Origin of the sequence: Hymenobacter guriensis (assembly GCF_015773195.1) — a bacterium.
GTDB lineage: Bacteria > Bacteroidota > Bacteroidia > Cytophagales > Hymenobacteraceae > Hymenobacter > Hymenobacter guriensis.
Map to the genome: position 1 here is coordinate 114,277 of NZ_JADWYK010000010.1, position 25,891 is coordinate 140,167.

Annotated in this window: 25 protein-coding genes; 22 read left to right on the top strand and 3 right to left on the bottom strand. The window is 58.0% G+C overall.

Features of this window, described 5'->3' with window-relative positions; all coding sequences use genetic code 11:
• Positions 1-36 precede the first annotated feature (36 nt).
• Both I5L79_RS15985 and I5L79_RS15990 read right to left on the bottom strand, forming a co-directional pair.
• On the bottom strand, positions 37-897 hold the full coding sequence (locus tag I5L79_RS15985) for a hypothetical protein (RefSeq protein WP_196956071.1): 861 nt from the start codon (positions 895-897) through the stop codon (positions 37-39).
• 137 nt (positions 898-1,034) lie between these two features.
• A complete protein-coding gene (locus I5L79_RS15990; protein WP_196956072.1) occupies positions 1,035-3,635 on the bottom strand; it encodes an ATP-binding protein in 2,601 nt (866 codons plus the stop codon).
• A 580-nt stretch (positions 3,636-4,215) separates the two neighbouring features.
• Here I5L79_RS15990 and I5L79_RS15995 point away from each other — a divergent pair.
• The 4 genes from I5L79_RS15995 to I5L79_RS16010 all read left to right on the top strand — a co-directional run bounded on the left by I5L79_RS15995 (position 4,216) and on the right by I5L79_RS16010 (position 7,094).
• Positions 4,216-4,590 (top strand): hypothetical protein, encoded by a 375-nt coding sequence (locus I5L79_RS15995; protein WP_196956073.1) that lies wholly within the window; start codon positions 4,216-4,218, stop codon positions 4,588-4,590.
• Positions 4,591-4,804: 214 nt separating this feature from the next.
• A complete protein-coding gene (locus I5L79_RS16000; protein ID WP_196956074.1) occupies positions 4,805-5,722 on the top strand; it encodes a hypothetical protein in 918 nt (305 codons plus the stop codon).
• Positions 5,716-6,855 carry a hypothetical protein gene (locus tag I5L79_RS16005; protein ID WP_196956075.1) on the top strand — a complete coding sequence of 380 codons (1,140 nt, stop codon included), beginning with the start codon at positions 5,716-5,718 and terminating at the stop codon, positions 6,853-6,855. The genes I5L79_RS16000 and I5L79_RS16005 overlap by 7 nt, the downstream gene beginning before the upstream one ends.
• Positions 6,856-6,938: 83 nt before the next feature.
• The gene (locus I5L79_RS16010) at positions 6,939-7,094 is read left to right on the top strand and encodes a hypothetical protein (protein WP_196956076.1); all 156 of its coding nucleotides are present in this window, start codon (positions 6,939-6,941) and stop codon (positions 7,092-7,094) included.
• 74 nt (positions 7,095-7,168) lie between these two features.
• Here the strand turns inward: I5L79_RS16010 and I5L79_RS16015 are convergent, their stop codons facing one another.
• Positions 7,169-8,407: a tetratricopeptide repeat protein gene (locus I5L79_RS16015; protein ID WP_196956077.1), complete on the bottom strand. Its 1,239-nt coding sequence runs from the start codon at positions 8,405-8,407 to the stop codon at positions 7,169-7,171.
• Positions 8,408-8,893: 486 nt separating this feature from the next.
• On the opposite strand from I5L79_RS16015, the gene I5L79_RS16020 reads away from it, so the two are divergent.
• From I5L79_RS16020 to I5L79_RS16105, 18 genes are all read left to right on the top strand, one after another.
• Positions 8,894-9,832 (top strand): ArdC family protein, encoded by a 939-nt coding sequence (locus I5L79_RS16020; protein WP_196956078.1) that lies wholly within the window; start codon positions 8,894-8,896, stop codon positions 9,830-9,832.
• Positions 9,833-9,953: 121 nt separating this feature from the next.
• Positions 9,954-10,571, top strand: coding sequence for a hypothetical protein (locus I5L79_RS16025; protein ID WP_196956079.1), 618 nt, complete (start codon positions 9,954-9,956; stop codon positions 10,569-10,571).
• Between the two features lie 410 nt (positions 10,572-10,981).
• Positions 10,982-11,404: a hypothetical protein gene (locus I5L79_RS16030; RefSeq protein WP_196956080.1), complete on the top strand. Its 423-nt coding sequence runs from the start codon at positions 10,982-10,984 to the stop codon at positions 11,402-11,404.
• Positions 11,405-11,595: 191 nt separating this feature from the next.
• Entirely contained in the window at positions 11,596-11,916 is a 321-nt protein-coding gene (locus I5L79_RS16035; RefSeq protein WP_196956081.1) for a hypothetical protein, read from the top strand.
• A gap of 52 nt (positions 11,917-11,968) precedes the next feature.
• On the top strand, positions 11,969-12,994 hold the full coding sequence (locus I5L79_RS16040) for a DUF5131 family protein (protein ID WP_196956082.1): 1,026 nt from the start codon (positions 11,969-11,971) through the stop codon (positions 12,992-12,994).
• Positions 12,995-13,153: 159 nt separating this feature from the next.
• Positions 13,154-13,552 carry a single-stranded DNA-binding protein gene (locus I5L79_RS16045; protein ID WP_196956083.1) on the top strand — a complete coding sequence of 133 codons (399 nt, stop codon included), beginning with the start codon at positions 13,154-13,156 and terminating at the stop codon, positions 13,550-13,552.
• A 689-nt stretch (positions 13,553-14,241) separates the two neighbouring features.
• Positions 14,242-14,634 (top strand): hypothetical protein, encoded by a 393-nt coding sequence (locus I5L79_RS16050; RefSeq protein WP_196956084.1) that lies wholly within the window; start codon positions 14,242-14,244, stop codon positions 14,632-14,634.
• A gap of 208 nt (positions 14,635-14,842) precedes the next feature.
• Positions 14,843-15,535 (top strand): hypothetical protein, encoded by a 693-nt coding sequence (locus I5L79_RS16055; protein WP_196956085.1) that lies wholly within the window; start codon positions 14,843-14,845, stop codon positions 15,533-15,535.
• 147 nt (positions 15,536-15,682) lie between these two features.
• The gene (locus I5L79_RS16060; RefSeq protein WP_196956086.1) at positions 15,683-16,036 is read left to right on the top strand and encodes a hypothetical protein; all 354 of its coding nucleotides are present in this window, start codon (positions 15,683-15,685) and stop codon (positions 16,034-16,036) included.
• Positions 16,037-16,698: 662 nt separating this feature from the next.
• A complete protein-coding gene (locus I5L79_RS16065) occupies positions 16,699-17,268 on the top strand; it encodes a hypothetical protein (RefSeq protein ID WP_196956087.1) in 570 nt (189 codons plus the stop codon).
• 108 nt (positions 17,269-17,376) lie between these two features.
• On the top strand, positions 17,377-17,877 hold the full coding sequence (locus I5L79_RS16070; RefSeq protein WP_196956088.1) for a cupin domain-containing protein: 501 nt from the start codon (positions 17,377-17,379) through the stop codon (positions 17,875-17,877).
• Between the two features lie 259 nt (positions 17,878-18,136).
• Positions 18,137-18,418 carry an acyl carrier protein gene (locus I5L79_RS16075; protein ID WP_196956089.1) on the top strand — a complete coding sequence of 94 codons (282 nt, stop codon included), beginning with the start codon at positions 18,137-18,139 and terminating at the stop codon, positions 18,416-18,418.
• A 444-nt stretch (positions 18,419-18,862) separates the two neighbouring features.
• Positions 18,863-19,714, top strand: coding sequence for an aldo/keto reductase (locus tag I5L79_RS16080; RefSeq protein ID WP_196956090.1), 852 nt, complete (start codon positions 18,863-18,865; stop codon positions 19,712-19,714).
• Between the two features lie 160 nt (positions 19,715-19,874).
• Positions 19,875-20,852 carry a helix-turn-helix domain-containing protein gene (locus I5L79_RS16085; RefSeq protein ID WP_231403145.1) on the top strand — a complete coding sequence of 326 codons (978 nt, stop codon included), beginning with the start codon at positions 19,875-19,877 and terminating at the stop codon, positions 20,850-20,852.
• Between the two features lie 250 nt (positions 20,853-21,102).
• The gene (locus I5L79_RS16090) at positions 21,103-21,735 is read left to right on the top strand and encodes a (2Fe-2S)-binding protein (RefSeq protein ID WP_196956091.1); all 633 of its coding nucleotides are present in this window, start codon (positions 21,103-21,105) and stop codon (positions 21,733-21,735) included.
• 5 nt (positions 21,736-21,740) lie between these two features.
• Positions 21,741-22,724, top strand: a complete 984-nt coding sequence (locus tag I5L79_RS16095; protein ID WP_196956092.1) for an FAD binding domain-containing protein — start codon at positions 21,741-21,743, stop codon at positions 22,722-22,724.
• Positions 22,725-22,752: 28 nt separating this feature from the next.
• Positions 22,753-25,092 (top strand): xanthine dehydrogenase family protein molybdopterin-binding subunit, encoded by a 2,340-nt coding sequence (locus I5L79_RS16100; protein WP_196956093.1) that lies wholly within the window; start codon positions 22,753-22,755, stop codon positions 25,090-25,092.
• Positions 25,093-25,096: 4 nt separating this feature from the next.
• On the top strand, positions 25,097-25,855 hold the full coding sequence (locus I5L79_RS16105; RefSeq protein ID WP_231403146.1) for a carboxymuconolactone decarboxylase family protein: 759 nt from the start codon (positions 25,097-25,099) through the stop codon (positions 25,853-25,855).
• Positions 25,856-25,891 lie beyond the last annotated feature (36 nt).

The window sequence follows — 25,891 nt, forward strand, 5'->3', positions numbered from 1 at the left end:
ACTCTCCGCCAGGGCCTTCTCACAGGACCACAAAACTTATTCGAATAGGCTGTTAGTAGAAGGAATGCTTACGTCCGCCTCGTTGAGTATGAGCAGCGGCTTGGTATCAAAAATGGATTCTTCCGTAGGATATTGTAGCGCCGGTCCTTGTCCGCGCTTGATGGCATAGCGCTCCCAAAAGGCTGCTGCCTGGGTAGGAAAGGCTGCTTCAACTTTTGCTCGGCTTACTAGGCCTACTCGCAAAAGGTTTAGTTGATAGTTGTAGAGAATCGGGTAGTGCGTACGGTAAAACTTGGAGAAATCCGGGTCGTCGCGGCGACGATAGTCACCGGTGTGGAAAAAGCGCTCCTTCTCCTCGTCCTGTTTGGGACCGAGTTGCGCCATCACCTCCAGGCTTTGCTTCAACTCGTCGATGATGAAGTCCATCATGGCCAGGGCATCGCTGGCCGATAGCCCGGTGGCCTGCACCAATTCTGCATCGAAAGGGACGCAGTACGCACGGATACGGTCACAGATTTGCTCAACGGAAGCAATCAGGCCCGTACTAAAATAATGTAGGAACACCGGCCCGGCTACTTCGCGGGTCCGCCACCACTCGTCGCTCTGGTGGCCTGGGTGCTCAGGCATAAAGAGCCCGGCATACGTTTCAAACGCTTCATTGAGCAGGTGAATACACCGTTCCCATATCGCTTTGCTCATCGGCACGGGCTTGACCGGCTCTTCGGTAGCCAATAGCAGTCCGAGTAAAAAAGCCTGCTGCCTAGCTGGGGAATGCAGCCGTGGCTCACGCGAATTGTTGCCTTGGGGCTGGCCGATATATCCCTTGCGTGTGACGTGGACCATGCCAGCAATTTCGCGGGTAGCGGAGGCCGTCAGCAACTGCTGCAACTCGGTCACCGTGTCGTGAAGTTGAGAAGTTATATCAGCCATGGGTTCTTACTATCGTGCGACGCCTATTTGTGGCGTACCAAACGTGCAATAGGAAAATATCAGCCTCTACTGCCCCTTTTAGACCAAACTTTTAACCAAGGCCTTTATTCTGAAGCCTTCAGCGTGCTTCCTCCATGTTGCGTAACACGGGGCCGAGTAACAATTTTGATAGGCTGCTGGGTAACAGCTTTATTAGTCGCCCGACTGGCCCATAAAAAAGCTTCGCCAGGGCCGAGTTGGGCTAGGTCGGCAGGGGTAAGCTTATTGAATTGCACAATGGACTTTTGCACATGCTTGAGCCATTGCGGAGAGTTGAAGCGGTGGACAAGTACAGCGCTGCTCAATTCAATAATGGCATTGGGCAAGCTTGGCGGGTCCTGACTAGCAATGAGTAAGCTGACGCCCTTGTGCCGCATTTCACGGATAGCAGTTACAATGCTGTCAGTTAGCTCCTCGTTGCCCATGTATTTATGGGCCTCATCGAAGACAATGAACTTATTGAATGGCTGGCCATCGGGCAAGCGGACGTTAGCAAAAATGTTGAGCATGATGACAAATAGGCCCAACGCATCATCTTGGTCTAGGAATTCGTCGCGTAAATCAACTACAAGCAAGCGACCGGGAGCCAATAGACGACCTAACTGCACCGAATCATCGATATAGTCGGCAGCGAGACTCAGACGGGAGAGAGCGAGGTCGCGCTGGGAAGTTGTGAGCAAGGACGAATTCTGAACGCCCGCTCGTAGCCCATCCAATGTAAGCTGGCCGCGTAGACCACGCATGATGCTGTTGAGGTGCTTCATATAGAGCGCCTGGCTACCGGTGGTCCCCATCAAAAAACGCCAGTCGGCGATACTTAACTCAGCTGAAGAAAGCGTCAATGGTTCTACTTGTAGTTCAGGATATTCGGCACGGCGTTCAGCTAGCTTGGCTTCGGGTACCAGCAGCATTACATCAGCAATACCTTGGGGGCAAGCATCGTACCACTCACGCAGGCGGTTAACCTCCGCTGGCTTTTGATTAGGGTTTACCATCGACGTAAACTCAGGTTTGTAATCCTGGCTTTGACTGTAATGGAAAATAACCCCAGCCAACGGTTTGGGCAGGTTGTTGACATTGGGTATAGACTGGAGTACCATCTCCGTGATGGTTCCTATAGAATAGCTTTTACCCGCACCCTGAACACCAAATAGACTGATGGTTTGAGTACCGTTGAGGTCGAGTGCTATACGTTGCCCCCCTGCAGTGCGCCCCAATAGCCCATACTGGGCGCTGGTTTCGTTCTCGCCGATGTAGATTTCGAAAGCCGGTGCAGCTACTGAAGATGTATCATCAAGTAGGGCTGTTGAAGTTTCAACAACGCCTGGCGCGGGGACTAAAGCCGGAGAGATAGGTGCTACAGCAGGCTCGGGAGCTGCTGTAGCTGCTGGCGAAGCGTCGGCGGGGACTGACGAATTCTGGGCGACGGTTGAATCTAGCTGGCTAACTGGGGACGGCACTAGGGAAGCGGCCGATGAAGCAGGCGAAGCGGGCCTAGCCAGCGGCACTTCGGCAGTAGTGGTAGGGACGGTATCGGGTAGTGAGGGATGCCGCCGGGTGAGGTCGGTGGGCAGTTGGTGCCATTCAGGAGTTGGACGCCTGGTATTGAATTCGGAATCAGGGTCAAGCAATGCTTGAATACCGGACTGACCAACATGGTAAAAAACGGTGTCGTCGGCCAGTTCGTGACGCACGACGCGCACGGGGCTAAGGAGGTTGAACACCAGGCCACGCCGAGTAAATTCTAGCTGGTAAGGCTGTTCGGGAAGTGCCTGAAGAAAAGCGGTGAGGTCGAGGGACTCTCCATCAGTAAGCAAGCCGTAGCGCTTGGCGCGGGCGGCATAGAAAAGCAGCAATTCACTCAGTTCACGGGCACGGAGAGCCTGGTCAAAGCGCGTATAACCGCTGTACGGTTCGGGGGCAAAACGGCGGCGCAGGTGGTCGATGGTATTATCAAGTTGCTTGTTCATCTCGCCGCACAACTCATCCCATCCATTAATATTTAATGATTTGTAACGGGCCTTGATTTCAACCACTTGAAAGTGAATGGTACGGGTGCGAACGTCTACGTCCACGAGTAATAGGTCGGCGCGTTGCTTGCTGTCTGTTTCGTCACCACGAAACAAGTGCTGGTGCAAGTCAAGCGGAATCATGAACTGCTGGCGAAGCAAGCCTTGCTTTTCCAACAAGCGCTTAGCCAGCGCGATACCAGCGTATTCAGTAACCCGGTTTTCGGTGGGCTGGCTGCTCAAGTTCATGACGAGTGAACCACTAACTGCCCGCAGGTCATTGAGAATGAGTTGAGTTTGAGCTTCTACGGTGGTAGTAGACAGGGAACCTACCAGCTTTTGTACCACAGGGGCCAGCAAGTGAGTCAGTTCAGCCCCGGGCTTGCTGGTGAGGAAAGTAGAAACTCCCAAGAATTGCTTACCAGGGATAAAATCGAGCAGGAAGGGGGTTTGTCCAGCCGTGACGGGCAGGTCAAACAGTTCAGGGCCCAAATGGCGGTCAAAGGTGACTACCCAATCGGAATGGTGGTGAATGTTGTCGATGAGAACCGTTTCGCGGCTGTTAAGCTGTAGTTCAGTCGCGGGTAGCGACTCGGTGGGACGGCCTGCCAGACAAGCAGCGGTAAATTGGCTCAGGTGAGCGAAAGAGGTGGCCAAGGATTGGCTGACGGTGGCGGCGCCGGGTGGCACCGAAGATGGAGCGAGGTAGCGCGTCCAAGCGTAGGCTTCAGGCGCTTGCTGGCTGGCAAATTCTACTCGCGGCTCGGCGGCGAGGCCATTTAAGGGTGTTGTTAAACAAATAGGGGAAAACCTCCGACCCAGGCGCACAGCTATCTGGTTTTCATGATTAGTATTCTGTTTGACAGTGTGTTACCCGGTATGTGACCAAAACGATAGTGTTAATGTTCGTTTTCGCTAGCCTCTTTTGATGGCTTTAAGGAGCGTGTAAAGCTATCATCCCTCGCTGCCGTTATGGTGCATTTGTGCCTTATCACGAGCCGTCGCGCTAATTGGCCTCAGAGTCGGAGGTTTTGCCCTATTTGTTTAACAACACCCTAGTTACCTGATGCATGGCAGGTAGCCTTCTCTTGATGCGGGCCACCAGGTTAAATAGGCGGTACGGGCGGTAGGGGAGAAAGTGTTATTTGGGGGTTTTTAAGCCAGCTATTTGTTGCTGTTTATTGGCGTTATAAGTGACCGTTTCGTACAAGGAGTATACAACGCAACCGGTTTTCTTATGAGCCAGCACCACTTTACAACCCAGATCGTTCAGGCTGCTTCCCTTGCCAGCGAAGCATTGCCGTATGTAGGTCAGCCCGCACAAATTCGTTGCGGTTTCGACCGTCCACTCCTGCAATTTTTCCTGAGCATTCTTGCGCAGCCCGATACGGAGGCGGAGGATAGTTTGTATGACAGCCTATTTGAGGTCGGCGGGGGATTGGCCGAGGCAGAGCAGATAGAGCAGGTATGCAAGCATTTTGGCGTCTGCCTGCCCGTGGGCCTGGTAAGCCAGTTGCAGGCAGAGGAACGCCAGAATATTGGTAACCGCGTGGTCATGTGGGATGCCGGCGGCTTCCAGGTGCAATACGAGGAAACTCCTCTGGCCTTGTAGGTCAGGATAGTGCAGCGGACAGAATGCCCCAGGTGAGCTATGGCCAACCTGGGGCATTCTACTGAGCAAGCCAGAAAGGGGAAGGATTTTTTGCAATTAAATTTAATTGCAGTCTGCCTTTTATTTGTAAGTTTGAGGGCCATGAAGCAGCGAGAAGATCAGCCTGTCTTCAACCGAATTTTCCCGCCGCCTTTACCCTTACAGCCCACTTCATATGCTTACCCAGGCCGTACGTCAGAATGTAGCCGTGATTGCTGCCAGCGAGACATTCAAGCAGCAAATCAGCAGTGAGGCAGAGTTGAAGGCCTACGGCTTCTACCTGACATTGCCGGAGTGCTTGGCGCCGCAGTTTCCCGGTATAGATGCCCAGGAACTGGAAGCGCTAGCCGTGTACAGCTATTTGTATTTTCGCTTCATAATTGCCCTGGATAAGCTTATTGATCAGGCAACGGTAGCTACGACGCAGCAAATGCTCGACTGTGTGGCCTTACATGAATACGCGGTGCGCGGATTGGCCCACCTTTTTCCGATTAATGACGCCTTCTGGCAGCGGTTCAAGTGGTGCCAGGAGCGCTACGCCAGCGCGAACCTGCAGGAAAAGGAAGATGCCCGCTGGAGACGCGAGCTAACGCGGGAGCAATTTGAGGAATTGGCTACGGGTAAGTCGGCTATTTGCTTCGCTATCGTGTACGCCCTGGATGAGCTGAGTCGTCGGACAGGGCAGCCCGGGGCCTCCCTGCAGCCCTTGCTCGACTGTCTGGCAGGCATTCACGTCGGGAGCCAGTATTACGATGATATTGACGATTTCACCCAGGACTGGCAGCAAGGCCAGTACACCTATACCCATGGACGGGTACAGGGTTTTCTGCGCGGGCAGGGGATAGAGGAGGCCGGAATGCCTATCGAAACACGCCAGCGTTTCCTGTTCTCATCGGGCATTGCCATTGAACTGATGAGTCTCGGCCAGGCCCACTACGCGGCCAGTCTGGAGCTGGCCAGCCAGTGCGGCCTGCAGCAGTTGTTGGCGTATCTGCAGCCCCAGCTTTCCCGCTACCAGGAGCTGCAAGCCAAGCTTAGCGGTATGATTTCCACGGCCCGGCAGCAGGCCTCCCTGGCTGAGGCATCATGTTAGTCCATTCCTCTGTAAGCCTGAGCGCCTACGACGGGCAACGCTGGGTGATTAACCCGGCTGCGGGTCCTCATCTGCTGGTGAATGCCGGGGGCGCCCGGCTGTTTACCATTCTGCAGCAAGCGACTTGTATAGACCAGGCTTTGCGGGACTTCAACCAAGCCTTTGCCACGTCACTAACGGCCGCGGAATTCTGGCAGCTGGTAACCTCGCGCTTCGCCAGCTACGGAATCCTACGGGCAGAAGCGTCAGTAGACTCTGGGGCTACGCACGGCAAGGATTACATCAAGCTCAGGATTCCATTGCTGACGGCGGCCGGCGCCGGCCGCCTGGCGGCTCCTTTCCACATCCTGTTCGCCCCCCGGGTTTTCTGGGGACTGCTACTGGGCCAAAGCGTGTTGCTGGCAGCCGTTCTGGGGCCGGCGCAGCTGGTGCCCCCGCAAAACGCGCAAGAGGCTTTTGGGGTAGGAGCAGCCGTGTATGGCTCCCTGCTTTTGCACGAGGCGGGGCATATTGCCGCCTGTGCTCGTCTGGGCCTGCGGCACGGAGGCATTGGCTTTGGCTTTTATGCCTACGTGTTTCCCGTCCTGTTTGCGGATATAACCGGCATCTGGCAGGCCACCAAGCAACAACGGGTCATCGGCAACCTGGCCGGCATCTTTATGCAACTGCTGCTGGCCACTGGGTTGACGACGGCCTACCTCCTGCAGCCTTACGCACCGCTGTTACTGGCGAGCACAGGTATTGCCTTAACGGCTGTATGGCAGCTGAACCCTTTTGTCCGTCGGGACGGCTACTGGCTGCTATCGGATCTGACAAACACGCCCAACCTGTCGGAGCAGGCTGCGCAGGCACGGCAGGAGCTGCTGCGCGGGCAGCAGTGGACAGCCCGCCGGCTGGTACTGGGTATCTATGGCCTGCTCAATGGCCTTGCCTTTGGAGCCTTGCTTTTGTATCTGCTCTTTCTGCACGGCCCAGCTATGCTGGAGCTGCCGGCAGCGTTACCGGCGCTGCTGGGTGAGCTGCCAGCCCGTTGGCCCCACCTTACCCATTCTCAGCTGGTGGCCCTGGGCTGTTACCTGGTCTGGCTGCGGGTCGGGGTGGCCACGCTGGTACAACGAAAAAGGAAGCCTTAATCTACCTGGACCGGCTTGATGCGAGTGGCCGCTTCCAGGATTCATCAACTCGCGCATTTCTCTCTTTTTTTACCCCCAATTGTATGTTGAACTCCTCAACTCCCCAGACCCTCGTTGAACAGAAGGTCGCCGAAAACATTAGCGTAGAGGTGCTGGAAAGCCGCCTCGAAAGTGCCTGGTCGATGGGCTCGGATAGCACCAGCCTGGAGCACGAGTCGCCCACACAAGTGCGCAAGTAGACTGTATGGTGGTCAACAAGAAAAAAGCCTGGGCAATGCCCAGGCTTTTTTCTTGTACGCTGTAATTTTATCTGTCACTGCCGCTGCTGAACCAGCAGAACCCGGTCGCGGTCCCGCGTAGTACCGGCTCGCTTTTTCAAGGACTTAAGATATTTCTTAGCCTCCTGATAGTTTGGTGATTTGCGGTCCGCCACGGCCAAAACGCTCTTGTAGTACCTGGATGCCGAAGGGAGGTCTTTTTCTGCTGCCGCAAGGCGGGCCAGATTTAGGTTGGAAAACAGGTAGTAGCCACCACTGGTTTGCTCAGTTGTTTCGCTGAAAACGATACAGCGCTGGTAATAGGATTTAGCCCTGGTAAGGTCTTTATCCTTGTACATATTCTGGCGGATATAGCCCAGAAAGTAGGAAGCGTACCGTCCGCTGAAACCGTCGTACCCTGGCAGGCCCCGATTGTACTTATCCAAAATGGCTAAGCTGGTCTTCTCACAGGCAGCAAAATCACCCTCATTAAAGCACTGCAGCGCGTATAGGCGCTGAAAGTAGGCGTTGTCAGGAAACTCCTGGACCAGCTTACGGGCAACCTCAAGCGCCTCTGCTGTGCGGTTCTCACGTTGACTACCCAGGATCTTTAACAGGAAAAAGCGGGATTCCGGCCCCGTGTAGACGGCATTGGCCGCTACGTTGCGCAGCTGCTGCAGTCCCAGCGGCTTATCTCCCTTCGGAAACAGCAGCAACACCGGTTTCAGCCAGGGATGCTCTTCCGCAATCCACACGGAGTAGTAGTTGAACAAGGCTTGGCCAAACAGGAACTCCGGGCTCAGCCCATTGGCCTCCTTGCTTAGCTCCAGGTATTTGAGGGCCCGTTTTGCCTCGATTGTGGCCCGCGTCCAGTCATGGCGTTCAGCGTGCAGGCGTGAGGAAAAGCCATAAGCAGCCGAGAGAAAGAAGCAGGCCTCATAATTATGGGAATCCTGGTCATACAGCGCCTGGGCTTTCGTAACGGCCGTGTCGATATAGGCAAAAAACGGCTTGTCGAATTGCTGCACCGTTACATTCGTCGGCAGGATTTTCCACCACGTGCTCAGGCCCAGCAGAAAATAAGGAAGCGGATGCGCAGGGTAGCGGCGGCGCAAGCTTCGAAATTGGCGCTCGGCCTTGTCGTACTTGAAATTATAGAGGTTATCCACCCCTCCTTCCAGTTCCGTGCGGATATCGGCGTTGAGCAGCAGCCATCCTTTCGTATCGACGGCAGAGGGCGCAACATCAACATTTTGCAGTTCGATATTGCGTACCGCCGGCTCCTGGGCCTGCACAGTGGTAGCAGTAGCCAGAGAAAGTCCAGCCATGCAAAAGCCGGTGCACAAGTGGACCAGGTACCGAGAAAGTGATCGGGGATGGAGCATGCGTATCAGATCAAGGTGAAAGGAAATAGCAACTGCGGGAGGACTTGAGCTATGTAGCTCCGGTAGGATGCTGGGTCAACCAGGCACCCAGCATTAAGGCTCAGTGGCGCAAGTTAGAGAAAAGGCCATCAAATGCGATTAAGGCTAATTGCGTTCGGGTTCCGCTGACCTTGAATGGGCTACGGGCAGAATCACAGCTCAAAGTAAAGCAACTGCATATAAAAAGCAACAAATAATCGCTGTTATATTCCTCTGGGCAATGCGACCTCTGCTCAAATGGGGGCAGTAGGGAGGAAAGTCGCAACCATGATAATCTATCTTATTGTTTGTTGCCAAAAAGCAACAATCAGGCCGCTTTAAGCGTTTAATTACTATACAACGCAAGCAAACTACCTGATGAAAAAGTCTTCTGCCTCCCCCTCAAAGAAAGCCGCCGCCAGCAACGCCACTACGCCGCGCCTTGATATATGTCAGATGGTCACCGACCGGATCGTTGCCTCGCTTGAAGGGGGCATTATCCCCTGGCGCAAGCCATGGAATGCCGGCGCCGGCGCCCCTCGCAATTACATCAGCGGCCACGTGTACCAAAGCATCAACGCTTTTTTGCTCTCGCTGACGCCCTACGAGCATCCGCTGTTTTTGACGTATAAGCAGGCGCAAGCGGCTGGCGGTCAGGTGCGCAAGGGAGAGAAGGGAATGATGGTCGTTTTCTTTTCCCATATCCTGAAAGAAAACCAGCAGACCGGCGAGAAAGATACCTTCCCGCTCCTTCGGTATTCGACCGTGTTCAATGTTGCCCAGATTGACGGTATTGACTGGAAGCTGCCTGAATTGCAGACCCGTGACCACCAACCCCACGAGGAAGCGGAGCGCATTTGCGCGCATTACATGGGCGAACTGGATGGCCCAAGCCTGTACTTCAAAGGAGAGCAGGCCCTGTACCGTAAATCAGTGGATGAAGTGCTGATGCCTGCCCCGGAGACGTTCAACTCGGTCGAAGGCTTCTACGCCACGCTATTCCACGAATTAGCCCACAGCACCGGCCACCAGCGTCGCCTGAATCGGCCCGAGTTAGTTGAAAATGCTGGGTTCGGCTCCCCGACCTACGCCAAGGAAGAGCTAACAGCCGAAATGACCGCCGCTTTCCTGAGTGCCGCCGCCAGCCTCGATTTGTCGGCCACGATTGAAAACGCTACGGCTTACATCCAGAATTGGTTGAACGCGCTGAAAAACGACAAAACACTGGTGATGAAAGCAGCTAGCCTAGCCCAAAAAGCAGCCTACCATATTCTGGGGCAGGCTGCCCCCAGCTACGAGGCAACCCCGGCCGAGTAGCGCTGCCCACTGACCTGCCTGGCCCCACGCCAGGCAGGTCGAGCTGTTGCCGATAGGCTAGGGGCAGGCATCGAGCCTGCCCCTAGCCTATAAGGTTTATCATTTTTCTCCCGTTTGCGTTATGTTTACCAACTGCCTCTCCCCTATTCCCCTGCTGCCCGTGCTGTTGCCCATGCCTGTCATCGATACGCTGTTGCCCCTGCCCTCGAAGCAGCGGCCCACCCAGCTGCACCTGCTGCAGGGCGGCGGCCTGGTACTGGTGCACCGCGCTGGCCCGGGCGTTGCCGAGCTGGCCCGGCTGCGCGATGCCTGGGGGTTTGCGGATGTGCGCGTGAACCTGATGCAGCCACTGGAAGGCATTCCGATGGTGTTGTTGGCCGCGCAGGCGGGTGAGCTGCCCCCGGTGCTGGTCAATGTGACCCTCTGCAACGTACCGTACGCCAGGGCCCAGCAGTGGCTCGATGAGGCAACGGCTAGCATGCCGGCAACGCTGCAAGTGGTAGTGGTTGAACCAGCGCCCGATTCCCCTGGGAAGGGTATCGTGCGGTGCAGCCGGCCCCTGCCCATCGCGGACCAGAGCTTCTGGCGGCCGCTGTACCGGGCGCTACGCGAGCAGCTGACGCTGGTGGATCAGGGCGAAGCTAGCGTGCTGTCCGTTGCAGCTGACGCGATGCTGTCCCGCGCCGGCGCGGGAGCGGGTGTACTAGCTGGTGGGCCGGTAGAGCAGTTGCTGTCCTAAGCAGGAATGGCTGAATGTAGCTGCCTGAATTGGAATTCCGTAAGTTGACTATCTACTCCTACTACTCTGAAAAACGCTGTGCAAAAGCCCGCTAGTAGCGGGCTTTTGCCTGTTATTCCATGAAAAAAGCCGCCGTGTTACCACGGCGGCTTTTTGATTTGGTTTTCGTGCCAGACAAGTAAGTTACAACGCAAACCCTCTTAACCCTGAAAACCAAAGTATGCAAATATACTGCCTTGAACGGCTACTGGTTACAGCATTGGGAAATTATCACTCACATCAGAGTGGGCAGTAAGGGATAAAGCTTGTTTTGACTGAATCAATCAGCTTTTTGTTGCTTTATATTGGCGGTAGCCACACAATTTTCGTATAAAGACTATACTTCGACAAGCAACTTTCCCTTCGCTTTTATGGATACGCTTAGCCAAGTCCGTCGTTATCTGGAGTGCAATCCCACGCTGTTAGCTGCGGTGCCGGAGGCGCGCAGTTTTGCGCTTGATGTGTACTATGTCCGGCAGAACCGCAAACGTCTGGCGACGGTACTTTGCGCAGTAATTACAGATGCTCTTCAGGCGCCCTTCGGGCTAGGTTCAGGCCCCCAGTGGCTGGAGAGAGGCGGCGAGCTGATGCAGGGAATGCTCGACAATTTCTTAGATGCCGAATTGCTCACCGCTGAGGAAAAGGAACGCGGTAAGCGCGCGGCACAGGGCCCCCATACTCCTTGCTCGCTTCTACTGTTGCTGGCGGCCACCTACACGGCCATAAGACGGCGGCGGGACGCAAAAGCAAGCGTACGCTCTGCGGCTATGCCTATGCAGGTGCAGGCGGCTTAGCCAACCAATATAAGGCCGGGGGTGGAAGGATGCTTTTACCCCCGATTTAGTGCAGGCATCAGCCGATAACCTTTGCTTGGATAGTGCCTGCTTATGCCCTTAATTGCAACTAAATTTAATGGCGTACAAGGCAAACAGAATACGTGCGTTTTGCGTATATGTAGCAACAAAAAACCCTTTTCTGCTGATATATGCAACTGAATCAACTGCCGGCCGCGTACGTCGCCTTGGCTGATATCTGCTTCAAGAAGCAGGGTGAATGGCTCCCTTTGGGAGAAGAAACCTATGCAGAGCAGGGTTTGAGCAGCACTTTATCGCTGGTAGAGCCTCAGACTTCTGGCTCTATGCGGGCAGTCATTGGCGCCCTGCGCGCCGGTACCTACCGGTTTAAAGGACGCGAGTTGAACCGCGAGCAGCTCATGAGCGAGCTGGAGGGCGAACCTGTCGCTTTTCACGCCCAGGTCGAGTGGGATGCAGCAGCGCAGGCCTGGACAGTACAGAAGCGCGACTAATACGCAGGCAATCTACACCCTAGCTGCTTAGTGCATTCCACCGAACAGTATCATGGCTGAAAACACGAAAATCGAATGGGCGCACCACAGTTTTAACTCCTGGGAAGGATGCGCGAAGGTATCGCCGGGTTGTAAGTACTGCTACGCGGAGAGCCAGCACCGCTTTTTGTACTCGGCCTTAGGAAAGAATGAGGGCCCGGGTACCTGTTGGGGGATCAGCGCGCCCCGGCTGGCCAGAAGCGCCGACAACTGGAAAAAGCCCCTGAAATGGAATAGAACGGCCTCAGAGCAGCGCGTACGCTTTCGCGTGTTCTGCGCTAGTATGGCCGACGTGTTCGAGCAGCAGAGCGAACTAAGCCGGGCCTTTGCCGGCTTGACGGCCGAGGTGCCTACCGGCAAAGCCAAGCAGACCCGCACCGTTACGTTTGCCAACCTGGATGAGGAGCGTATCCAGCTGTTTGCCCTGATTTCGGTTACGCCGCAGTTGGACTGGCTGCTGTTGACTAAGCGGCCGGAAGCCATCATGGCCACGCTAAAGCGAATCTTCCGGTTGCTGTGCGAGCCGGACCGGATATCGACCACCGATAAGCGTGCCTTCAACCTGCTGGAAAAATGGGTCCTGGATGAGCGGCCCCCGCATAACGTCTGGCTGGGCACATCGGTGGAAAACCAGGCCGAAGCGGACGCGCGCATTCCGCACCTGGTGCGCGTGCCGGCAGTACTGCACTTCCTCAGCTGCGAGCCATTGTTGAGTGCCGTTGATCTTACCCCCTACCTGGCTGCCCTCTCCTGGGTCATCGTGGGCGGCGAATCGGGCCCGCACTCCCGACCAATTCACCCGGACTGGGTACGCAGCCTGCAGCAGCAGTGCCAGCAGGCACAGGTGAGTTTCTTTTTCAAGCAATGGGGAGAAGCGGTGCCCCAGGGCCAGCTGCTGGGCGACGACTATGGCCATTCCGGTCACCAGCCCTGGCTGCCGGCCGATGGTACCTGTCTGTGGCGTGTCGGCAAGAAGCACGCAGGGCGCCAGCTAGACGGCCAGCTCTATGATGGTGTTGCAGATCCACTCGCTGCTTAGGGGAGGCTGCTACTAACTGGGGCCATAGGGAAAGAATATTTGTTTGCAGCCAGATTTCAGCCCTTTTCTATTGACCAGAGGTAGCGTTTGTCGGTTGCCTTGCGTATATATAACAACAAGATGACTTTCACTTTTCTTTCACTTTAACCCTTTTCCATCATGCATCAGCTCACCCTCACCGGCCATATTGGCAAAGACGCCATTGTCCGCGACGCGCACGGAGCGAAAGCCATCAGCTTTAGCGTAGCCGTGAACGAAACCCACAGCAAGAACAACGAGAAAGTAGAAACGACAACCTGGTACGACTGCACTATCTGGCGTGGGTCCGACGAGAAGACTACCATCGCGGATTATCTGAAAGAAGGCCAGCAGGTGCTGATTCAGGGCAAACCGAAGCCGGGAGTATATAAGAACGCCCAGGGGGACTGGGTGCCGACCATTGAAGTTCGTGTCACCAGCTACGAGCTGCTGGGCCGTAAGCCAGCGAGCCAGAGCACTGAGGCCTCGGCAGAGTATGAAGCAGCCGGCGGATTTATCGCTGATGACAGCAAGAGGTAGAAGATGAGTGACGGGGAAGCGAATCGCTTTCCCCGGCGTTTTCTGTTAACTAAGGCAGTTAGCCTACTGCGCAGTAGCTTTTCCACTGGTGCCCCAATGTCCTACTTCACCGTACTCTTCACGCTTGATTATCATGGTTACAACCTCCCCTCCCTCGATGCCGGCTAACTGCTTCATGGCAGAGCGGCTTACTACCCAATCCCCCAAGGCGGCTACAGGCTGGCCAAGTGCTGCCGCATTTCCCAGAGAGTTGTGTTACGATCGGGAATATCCTGGGGAGTTTATCGGCTCGGTACTCTTCAGCCGCGAAAACCCGGAGGGTCACGAGATAGAAACCTTCTACTACTTCGCCGATGGCCGGGCCCATGGGCACACGTATGTAGCGCCGCAGTCTTCCCCGCTCAGCAGGTATTCATCTTCGACCACGTGGCTCGTTAGCTCTATCGAGCAGCTGCGGGAATGGGTAAAACTGGAGCAACTGGCAGCTGGCCTTCGTCAAGCCTATCAACGCCAGCACGCGGCCGCCACACTGCAGGGCCGTCAGCATGTACCAGCGCTGCAACGTTTACGGGACGCAACGCAGCTGGCAAGCGCTCGGGCTGATGCTCATGCAGGTGCTCCGCTACCAGGGCCATTAAGCTGCTGTGGCTTACTAGCCTAGGAGCGCCCTCCTCATTTCTGATTTTCATATGGCATCTCTCTCTTCAATTCCGGTGATTCGACTTAATCCGGAGGCAGACCAGGTCGATTTGGTCTTTCTGACAACAAGCCAGGCCCTGCGTCGTCGTAACTGGGACCCAGAAGCCTTCGAAATCGATACACTGGGCTTTCCCAACGAACTTAGCGGGCAGGACTATCCCATTGTAATGCGGCTCCAAGGCCCGCTGGACAACCTCACCGGTGGCTGGTTACCGGAAGTATATTTTCACGATGATCAGCCCCTGGAGCCAGTCCGGGCCCGGGATGTGCAAGATGCCTGCAACAGCCTGCGCAAAGCGCAGCAGGTTTGGCTGAAGGCCGACGAGAGCCGTGATCTGGATGGCCAGCTCGTCTCGGGGATTTTGTACAGTAAGGGCAAATAGGGAATACTGGCAGCAGTTACCCAGGTAAGTCTCTCAACCGAAATACCAGTTGGCTGGCCAGGTGGGGCAGCAGGGAATAAAAGCTGCTGTCTTCACAAGATAGCTGCGACGCCACAGAGAAAGAGCTTTCTGTCGGCACTATGTTCGCTTATAATAAGCAACGAATTACGGGTTATATTCTCTCTTAAAAGCTTATTCTATCATTGCCATGACTATTGCCACTTCCATCTCCATCGAACAGCAGGCCCGTCAAGGAGTGACTACCGGCACCTACGAACTATATCTGCCGGGGCAGGAGCACCGGATTCTGTTTGCCAATTCAGCTGACCAGGTTCTGGGCCTGCTCGACTGCTACCTGCAGGTGGATGCTGAACTCGCCGAGTTGGTGCGCACACTGCTGGCCAAGCCGACCCGGCTTACGGATGGTATCAACTGCTGGTCAAGCTGCGTCAGCGATGCCAATGGGCAAGTAGCTTACTTGGCTGCTGGAGCTTCCAGCCGCCGGCTACCGCGGCACGCTGTCGGTGACTCCGTGCGTTTTTACCTGGAGAGCGAGAGTTACCGGGTTACGGGCCTGAGCCTGCAATTTCTGCCCGAGGAGAACAGCACCTGCTGGATGTTCCACTATGGAGAAGGCGAGCGGCTGGGCTGGGGCGTAAGCGAGCGGATTACCCGCTACGGTGCCACCGCCGGCGAGCAGGCGCGAGAGTTGCAGCGGTACCGTGACAGTGGCCAGGAAGTATACTACCGGGTGGTATTGGCTGAGCACGCTCTGCTCGACGTGAGCTGCTATAACACATGCTTAGCTGGCCCCTGGCAGGACCTCGACCGGGATGCCTTTCGGGAAGTCGTATCGCTCATGATGCCGTACGCTTTCACCATCCGGTTACACCGAGCATAAGGAAGTAAAACCAAAGTTCTCCGAGGAATTACCGGGGATTCTACCGCAATCATATTTAATTGCAGTAGAATCTGGTTTTCCCTTGCAGGCCAGGGGTACTGCGCCTTGGCGGCAATGCCCTCCCCACGGGCCGGCGTGCTAATGCCCATGAAAAACTTACTGACGACAATTCCCCAGCGCGGTGATCTACGTCACTGGGCGAACGTGGAAAAGATCCTGCAGGCCTGCGATAGCGAGGAAGATTTCTGGACGTTCGGTTGTCGTTATTTCCCGAAAGAAAGCGGTCCTGGTGCGCTCTGCTTTATGGTGCACAGCGGGTACGTCCGGGGCTATTTCACGGTCCTGGAATTCACTGAGGAGGACGCATGGCGCTGCAGTGAGGACCAGCAGGAGCCGGAGCTGTACCAGGGCCCCAAAGTCAAATTGGCCGTGTGGCGCTCAATCCCAACGGTGCCCCAGCGGGGCTTTCAAGGCTGGCGCTACACGCAGCTACAACCCTGACCTACTACTCGAGCGCAATGAACGATGCAGCAATTCGCCCTCTGCTTTACCCGTTGCTGATCGGCGGCGTCCACATCGACGAACTACCCACCGGCAACACGCTGAAGCGTGTGCCGAACCAGCTACGATGTTAGTGCCAAGCCTATGACCTAGTAAGTTTTGTGGTCATGGAAAAATACATGCTGGGGCTGCAGGCCCTGCTACTGGAGTGGGTCGGTATCTTCGTTGCTAGTGAGGCAGGCATTACGTCCCTGCGACCGGCAGTGCTGCACGACCAGGTACACAAGAAAAATTATCTCAGTTATAAAGCAGAATTACCCCTACTCCCTGTTAGTCCTGCCCTAGCAGTAGGGTAAGGCTTACGATGGAGTTTATTTGAAACTCATACTCATTGGTTTGATTCCTGTTATTTGCAAGGACTTGACCGGCGGAACTTTGCATCACTAATGCGCGGCAAGTTGCCGGTATGGTTTGCCTCCCGGCGGGTCTTTACGGGGACGTTGAGGAGACCCGCAGCTGAGCGCCATCGTTGAATAGTGACAGCAGTGGAGGGCTGCGGAGGTAGCCCAGTGAGCACTTCCCAGGGCGCTTGCGACCAGCACAACCGGTATTGTCTGCGCTTCACAGCCCCTGCTTTTATTGACTTTCTGTCCCTTTGCCCGATGACTTACGTTTTGTCCTCCCCTCCTTTCCTAGCTGACGCCGCGGCTCCCCTAAGGGGCTTTAAGGCTTACGAGTTGGATACCTCGCGCAACCCGGTGCCGTCCTACAACCGGTTCGACTTCTACAAAGTCAGCTTATTAACGGGGCACATCGTGGTGCAGTATGCCACCCGCACGCTAGAGCTCAAGGGCACACACCTGTTCTTTGCCAGCCCCCGCCTCCCTTACTCCACCCTCCTGCTCTCGGCCCAGGTGACGGGCTACGCCTGCCTGTTTACCGAGGCGTTTGTGCAGTCCAATAGCGGGCTCGTTAGCTTCCACCACTCGCCCCTGTTTCAGCCCGACGCTCTGCCCGCCTGCCCGCTCAGCAGCGAGCAAGCAATTCACTGCACCGAAGTGTTTGAACAGATGCTGGCCGCGCAGCACAGCGGCTACATTTTCAAAGGCGAACTGCTGGCCTCTTACCTGCAACTGCTCCTGCACGAGGGAATACGGATGCAGGAGCGGTTGGAAGACCTATTCCTGCCCCGGCCGGCCGCGACGGGCAGTACCCCGCAATTGCTGGGGTAGGGCCGAGCGAAGACGCGCTGGCACCCGCTTGTTTGCAGCAGAAGTTTCACCCCTGGAATTGCGGTATCCTTCCTGCCCACTCTTCCTTCTTACCACCTCGCTTAACGTATGCATAGCCACCTGTTTCGCCCGGCCCTAACGCTCGGCATCCTCGCCACCCTCGTTTCCCTGACCGGTTGCGAGCAGCCCCGCCCCTCCTCAACCTCGGCCAGCGAGTCAGGGCTCATTTTTTCCAAGGGTCAACCGGCGCCCGCGGCCAACTTCACCGGTCAGGCGTGGGTGCAGAGATTAGTGGACAAGGACGATAAGTACGCCTGCGGCGCCGGCAGCGTGCAGTTTGCCCCCGGTGCCCGCTCCAACTGGCACCAGCACCCGGCCGGGCAAATCCTGCTAGTAGTGGAGGGCACGGGGCACTACCAGGAAAAGGGCAAGCCGCTGCGGGTGCTCCGCAAAGGCGACGTCATCAAGGCCCCGGCCGGCGTGGAGCACTGGCACGGCGCCGCCCCGACCTCCTCCATGACCCATGTAGCCATCAACCCTGATTTGACGGCGGTGCCCGTCGTATGGGGCCCTCCTGTGACGGATACGGAGTATCAGGGCAAGCCCTGAATGCTTGCAAGCTGCCTGGCATTCTTCCGAGCAGGGGTTACAACTGATTGTAAGATTTTTAAATAGAAACGCATGCCAGCAGTAAATAGAGCCAACGGCAACCCTATCGCCCAGCCCGCCCGCATTCGCAGCACCGTGCAGAGAGGCCTGGGCATTTTCACGGCACTGGTGACCGACCGCCGGACGGTAATATCAAGATGAACCATCTGAGTTTGTCGACTGCCAACCCGTCCGTCGCGGCTCCCATCCCAACTAGCCCATGAAAACCGCTATCTGGCAGCAGGTACTGCCGTTGCTGCCGCCTGGTGCGGCGGACCGCCAGCCAACGAAGCCGGCCCGGCCCGACTTTGGGCTGGACCCTCTTGACTTTGTCGAGCTGGTGCTGCAGGTAGAGCGGGAGTGCGGCATTCGGTTTTCCGCCGCCGAACTGACGGAACTGCGCATGGTCCAACTTCTACTAAGCGGCGTGGAGCGGCCACTGCGGCAGTCTTTGTCAGCTCAATTCTTCGCGCAGCTGCTCCACAATGGCTCCTGGCTATAAGGTGCAGGCAATTTGGTTGCGGTGCTGACCAAGTGGAGGCAGATCAGGGGCAATCGCTATTCGAAAGCCTTTGGTCGAACAGCTGGGAGGCCCATTTAAGCACTGGTTCCACCCCAGCCTCCCTGGTGGCGGACAGTTGTAAATCTTACTCCATCCATCAGCTTTAAGCGTCATACTAAAGCAAAACGGGTGCAAATAGACCATTGGCAACCGTGTATTAGCTAGTTTACGTTGCGGTTGACAGTCAAAAGCAGGGCAGCGGCCTGTTTGATTTTCATACTAAATGGTTTGATTCTCTTTTTCTGTCCGCTCCAACGCGCCGGACCTTTGTCAGGCAAATTGGAAGCGTCTACATCGCTGCGACTACCCGAAGCGTAATGGGGTAGGCCCCCAGCCAGGCGCTGCCAGACTCCTAAATCGAATCACCTTCTTACCCAAGAGAAAATGCAAACCGTTGAATTAAACAATGGGGTGAAAATGCCCCTGCTGGGTTTTGGCGTGTTCCAGGTTCCCGACCCCGCCGAGTGCGAAAACAGCGTGCTGGAAGCCATCAAGGCCGGTTACCGCCTGATTGATACCGCCGCGTCGTACATGAACGAAGAAGCGGTGGGCAACGCTATCCGCAAGAGTGGCGTGGCACGTGAGGAGTTGTTCATCACCACCAAGCTCTGGGTGCAGGATGCCAGCTACGAGGGCGCCAAGCAGGCGTTTGAAACGTCGCTGCAAAAGCTGCAGCTCGATTACCTGGACCTGTACCTCATTCACCAGCCCTACGGCGACGTGCACGGCGCGTGGCGCGCTATGGAAGAGTTGTACAAAGAAGGCCGCGTGAAAGCCATCGGCGTCAGCAACTTTCAGCCCGACCGGCTCATCGACCTAATTGTGCACAACGAGGTAGTGCCCGCAGTGAATCAGGTGGAAACCCACCCGTTTCACCAGCAGGTAGAAACCCAGCAGTTCATGGTGGACAACAACGTGCAGATTCAGTCGTGGGGCCCGTTTGCCGAAGGCAAGAACGATTTGTTTCACAACGAGCTCCTCGCCGCCATTGGCCAGAAGTACAACAAGAGCATCGCCCAGGTCGTCCTGCGCTGGCTCACGCAGCGCGGCGTGGTGGTCATCCCCAAGTCGGTGCGCCCGGAGCGCATGGCCGAGAACTTCAACAGCCTCGACTTTGAGCTGAGTGCGGAGGATATGGCGTCCATTGCCACGCTCGACACCAAAGCCAGCCTCTTCTTCGACCACCGCGACCCCAACATGGTCAAGTGGATTAGCGAGCGCAAGATTCACGACTAACCCCGGGCTGGCGCAGCCCAAGGCGTCAGCACCATCAGGGAGGCACACCTCCCTAAACAGCAAGAAGGGGCGGCAACGGCCTATGCGTCGTTGCCGCCCCAAACGGCTCTTTAATTTACCTTACTTGGCGCATCAACTGCGTGTTACCCGTCCTTTACGTATGAAAGCCATGACCCACGGAGCAGCCCCTACTAACGCGCCCATCAGCAGCCATCAGGACCTAGACCCCCAGGAGTTAAAGCTCCGGGGCTTTAAGGCGTACGAGGTGGACACGGCAGCGGGCCCGAGTCATGCATACCGCCGCCGGGACTTTTACAAAGTGGCCTTGGTCACCAGCTGCTGCACCGTGGAATACGCGGACCGCAGCATTGAAATCAGCACACCGAGTTTGATGTTCGCCAACCCGCACATTCCCTATTCGGTCGAGGTACACGGCGACCGGCTGACGGGCTACTCCTGCCTGTTCACCGAGGCGTTTATGAAGGAAAACGACCGGTCGGAAAGCCTGCAGCAGTCGCCGCTGTTTAAGGTCGGTGGCACGCCCATCCTACAGCTCAGCCCCGAACAGGTAACCTATGCCAAGGGCATCTTTGAGAAAATCCTGGCCGAGCAGGCATCGGAGTACCTCTACAAGGGCGACTTAATTCGCACCTACCTGCAATTGCTTATCCACGAGGCCTTGCGCATGCAGCCCACGGAAAGCTTCGTGCAGCACAAGAATGCTTCGTCCCGGATTACGGCCCTGTTTCTGGAGCTGCTGGAGCGGCTGTTTCCGGTGGAAACCCCCTCTCAGGCCATGCCCCTGAAAACCGCCCAGGAATTCGCCAATCAACTCGGGGTACACGTCAACCACCTCAACCGGGCGGTGAAGGAAGTGACCGGCAAGCCCACCACCGCGCACATTGCCGAGCGGGTTATCAGCGAAGCCAAGGCCCTGCTGCACCATACCTCGTGGAGCACGGCCGAAATAGCCTACAGCCTGGGCTTCGAGTACCCCACCTACTTCAACAACTTTTTCAAGAAGCACACTGGCACCACCCCACTGGCCTTTCGGCGGGAGGCCGAACGGGTGGTGGAGGCCCAGCCCGCTGCTATTCCGGACGACCAGGCAACCCCTCTGCCCGGCGGCAGGAGCTGATAGCATCCTCCATCGGCCGGGCCGGGATTATACGAATCAAACGAATCAGTAAGGGTTTCAAACAATACTGCGGGCGGGGGCAACCTCCCTACTGCCAGCCGGTATAGCCCTTATCCCGTTGCGGTTTCCGGGTGCTATCGGCGTTCCAAGCAGCGCCACCGGTACCAGCGTAGCTTGCCTTGTTACCCCGCCGCTGTGGGTATCAACGAGGGGGCTTTCCTGCTTTTCTCACCCACCATCTCGTTTTGCCATGGAGTCTGACTTGTTCCCCCCTGCCGACGCCCCCAAGCCCGAAGACGGCTCGCGCCGTTCGTTCATGAAGCTATCCGGCGGCATCCTGGGTTTAGCCTTGGCGCCGCCGCTGGTCAGCCAGGCCGAGCGCCTGACAGCTTACTCCAAGGTACTCAAGGGCGCCACCGACATCACGCTGCGCGTGAACGGCCAGGCCCACACGGTGCGCGTGGAGCCCCGCGTAACGCTGCTTGACACCTTACGGGAGCGGCTGGACCTAACCGGCACTAAAAAAGGCTGTGACCACGGGCAGTGTGGCGCCTGTACGGTGCACGTGAATGGCCAACGCACCCTTTCCTGCCTGACGCTGGCGGTGATGGCGCAGGGCAAGGAAATCACGACCATCGAGGGCTTGGCTAAGGGCGACCAGCTGCACCCCATGCAAGCCGCTTTTCTCAAGCACGACGGCCTGCAGTGCGGCTACTGCACCCCCGGCCAGATTATGTCGGGCGTGGCCTGCGTGAAAGAAGGCCACGCCACCACCGACGCGCAGTGCCGGGAGTGGATGAGCGGCAACCTGTGCCGCTGCGGGGCTTACCCCAACATCCTGGCCGCCGTGCGCGACGTGGCCGGCCAAACCGCCCAAGGCTAAGCACCATGAACGACTTCAGCTACACCCAAGCGGCCACAGCCAAGGAAGCCACGGCCCTGCGCAAGGACACGCCTACGGCGGCTTACATCGCGGGCGGCACTACCCTGCTGGATTTGATGAAGGCCCACCTGCAGGAGCACCCGCAGCTGGTCGACATCAACCTGCTGCCCTTCAAAGGCATCGAGCAAACCAAGGACGGTTTGCGCATCGGGGCGCTGGAAACCATGAGCGCCGTAGGCGAGCACCCGCTGGTGGTGCAGCAGTTCCCGGCCGTGTCGCAGTCCCTGCTGCTGGCGGCCTCCCCGCAGCTGCGCAACATGGCCAGCATCGGCGGCAACATCCTGCAGCGCACCCGCTGCGGCTACTTCCGCGACGCGGCCTTTCCCTGCAACAAGCGCGTCCCCGGCTCGGGCTGTCCGGCCCAAACCGGCGACAACCACAACCTGGCCATCCTGGGCGTGAGCGAAAGCTGCATTGCCAACTCCTACCCGGGCGACTTCTCCGTGGCCCTGGCCGCCTTCGACGCGGTGCTAACCCTGGAGAAGGGCAAAGGCAAGCAGCGCCAGGTGCCGCTGAATGACTTCTACCGGCTGCCCGGTAACACGCCGCACATTGAGACCGTGCTCGAACCGGGCGAGCTGATTGTGGCCATCACCCTGCCAAACGCTGCCCATGCGCAAAGCTCGACCTACCTGAAAGTGCGCGAGCGCAGCAGCTACGCTTACGCCCTGGCCTCCGCCGCCGTGGGCCTGGACGTGCAGGGTGGCACCATCCGCGCAGCCCGCGTGGCCCTGGGCGGGGTCGGCGCGCAGCCCTGGCGCAGCCGCGAAGCCGAGCGCATCCTGACCGGGGCCCCGGCTACCGAAGCCACCTTCCGGGCCGCCGCTGCCGCTGCCTTGCAGGGTGCCCAGCCCCGCGAGCACAACGGCTACAAAGTGGAGTTGGCCCAGAACACCCTCGTGCGCGCCCTGCAGCAAGTGGCCGCGTAACCTCATCCTTTCTTTCTTCCGCCTCCCGATGGATACCGAACCCCAATTCTTCGAAACCAACGCTACGCCAGGCATCGTGGGACAACCCCTGAGCCGCGTGGACGGCTGGGCGAAAGTGACCGGCCAGGCTAAGTACTCGGCCGAGTACAACCGCCTACCCGGGCTGGTGCACGCCGTGCTCAAAACCAGCGACGTGGCCAAGGGGCGCGTGACGGGCATCGACACGAGTGCCGCCCAGCGGCAGCCGGGCGTGGTGGCCATCCTCACCCACCAGAATCTGCCCAAGCCCGTCAAGGTGCCGGACTCGCAGGTAAACAAAGGGACCCTGAATTCGCCCATGGGCTTCTTCCCGATGATGACGGACGAGGTGCACTACGCCGGGCAGCCGGTGGCCATTGTGGTGGCCGACACGCTCGAGCACGCGCAGTACGCGGCCGCTTTGCTCAAGGTCACCATTGCTGCCGAAGCCCCGGTATCATCTTACCTGGACCCCAAGGCCCAGCGCTACGTCCCGAAAAACGTCAAGGGCACGGCGGGCGTCACCAAGCGCGGCGACGCGCAGGCGGCGGTAGCCGGGGCCCCGGTGCAGCTGACGGCCACGTACCACCACGCCACCAATCACCACAACCCCATGGAGCCAGGCGCCACCACGGCCCACTGGGAGGCGCCCGACCGCCTGACGGTGTACGACACCACCCAGGGCGTGTCGGAAACGCAGAAAACGCTGGCCCTGATGCTGGGCCTGGCTACCGAGCAGGTCCGCGTGGTGACCAAGTACCTCGGCGGCGGCTTCGGTTGCAAAGCCTGGGTATGGCCCCACGTGGTGCTCGCTCCCCTGACGGCTAAGGCCGTGGGCCGGCCGGTGAAGCTGGTGCTTTCGCGCCAGCAGCAGTACACGGGCATGGGCCACCGCGAAGAGCAGGAGCAGACGCTGCGCCTCGGCGCCACCAAGGAAGGCAAGCTGCTGGGCATCGTGCACGAGAAAACGTCCACCACTTCGCCCTGGGACGACTACGCCGAGACGAACAGCCGCATCATCAACATGCTGTATGCGCTGCCGGCCTTTGAGTCGACCTACCACCTGGCCAAGGCCAGCGTGATGACCTCGACCTCGACGCGGGCCCCGGGCGACATGCCCGGCTCGTTTGCATTGGAGTGCTCCATGGACGACTTGGCCTACCAGCTCGGCCTCGACCCCATCCAGATTCGGCTGCTGAACTACGCCGAGAAAGACCCTACCAACGGCCACCCCTGGTCGAGCAAAAGCCTCAAGCAGTGCTACGCGAAAGGCGCCGAGCTCTTTGGCTGGAGCAAGCGCAACCCCAAGAACGGGCAGACCCGCGCGGGCAACACCCTGGTGGGCTGGGGCATGGCCACGGCCTCCTACCCCGTGCACAACTCGCAGGGCAACGCCCGCGTGCGCCTGTACGCCGACGGCCACGCCGTGGTGCAGGCCGGCGCCACCGACCTGGGCACGGGCACCTACACCATCATCACCCAGGTGGCCGCCGATGCGCTGGGGTTGCCGCCCGAGAACATCCGCTTTGAGCTCGGCGATACCATCCTGCCCTCGACGCAATGGTCGGGCGGCTCCACGGCGGCAGGCCGGGTGTCCTCGTCGGTGTACCTGGCCGCCCAGGATGTATGGGAGAAGCTCATCAAACTGGCGGTCCGCGACAGAAAGTCGCCGCTGTACGGGGCCAAGGCGGCGGACGTGGTAATGGAAAAGGGGCGTCTGCAGCTGAAGGCCAAGCCGGCCACCGGCGAGGCCTTTAGCGACATCATGAAGCGCGCCAGCCTAGGCGACGTGGAAGGCAGCGCCCAGGGGCGCTACGGCAGCGTCTACAAGGAGCCCAGTGTGGTGGCCGATGCCGACATGAACAAGGAAGAAAAGGAAGCCGCGGCCGGCTACTCCATGCACGCGTTTGGCACCCACTTCTGCGAGGTGCACGTGGACCCCGAGCTGGGCAAGGTGCGCGTCACGCGCTGGGTGAGCGTGATGAGCGCGGGCCGCATCCTCAACCCCAAAACGGCCCGCTCGCAGGTCATCGGCGGCGCCATTTTCGGCATGGGCTCCGCCCTGATGGAGCAGACCGTACGCGACCCGCACCTAGCCCGCTACACCAACGCCGACCTGGCCAACTACCACATCCCGGTCAATGCCGACATTCCGGACATGCGCGTGGAGTTCGTCGACGAGCACGACCCCCACGTGAATGCTATGGGTGTGAAAGGCATCGGCGAAATCTCCATCGTGGGCGTGACGGCGGCCATCGCCAACGCAGTTTTCCACGCCACCGGCCGGCGTCTGCGCTCCTTGCCCATCACCCCGGACAAGGTGCTCGATGCCATGCGCCAACCCGTTTAGAGCCATGAGAAAAATCGCATTGCACTTCCTGAGTCTTGCTGGCCTGCTGCTGCTTTTGGGGTGGCCCGCGCAAGCAACAAGCCTTGACTCGGCGCCCGACGCGCTGACGGCTCGTCAACAGGCCATCGTTACCATCTCGGCCCTCACGGCCAAAGGCGACTTGCCCCGGCTGCATAAGGCCTTAGGGGATGGCCTGGCGGCGGGCCTGACTGTGAACGAGGAAAAGGAGGTGCTGGTGCACCTCTACGCCTATTGCGGCTTTCCGCGCAGTCTCAACGGCCTCAACACGCTGATAAAAGTGCTCGCGGAGCGCAAAGCCAACGGCATCACCGACGTGATGGGCAAAGAAGCCTCGCCCATCACCAGCACCGCGCCCAAGTATGAACGAGGCAAAAAGAACCTGGAAACGCTCACTGGCAAACCCGAAACCGGCCCCAAGACGGGGTACGCGGCCTTAAGCCCCGAAATCGAAGTGTTTCTCAAGGAGCATTTGTTTGCCGACCTTTTTGAGCGCGACGTGCTCACGTTTACGGAGCGGGAGCTGGTCACCATTGCCGCGCTGGTGAGCCTGGGCGGCGTGGAGCCGATGCTCCAGTCGCACCTGGGCATCGGGCTGCACCTCGGGTTAACCCCCACCCAACTCCGGCAGCTGCTGCAGGTGGAGGAAACAAGCATTGGCAAAAAAGAAGCCGATGCCGGCCGGGCCGTGCTCACAAAGGTGTTGGAAACCAGCAAACAGTCCGGCGCGCCCATGCAGAAATAAAACGCAACCCAAGCTCTATAAGCCAGAGCAGCAAGC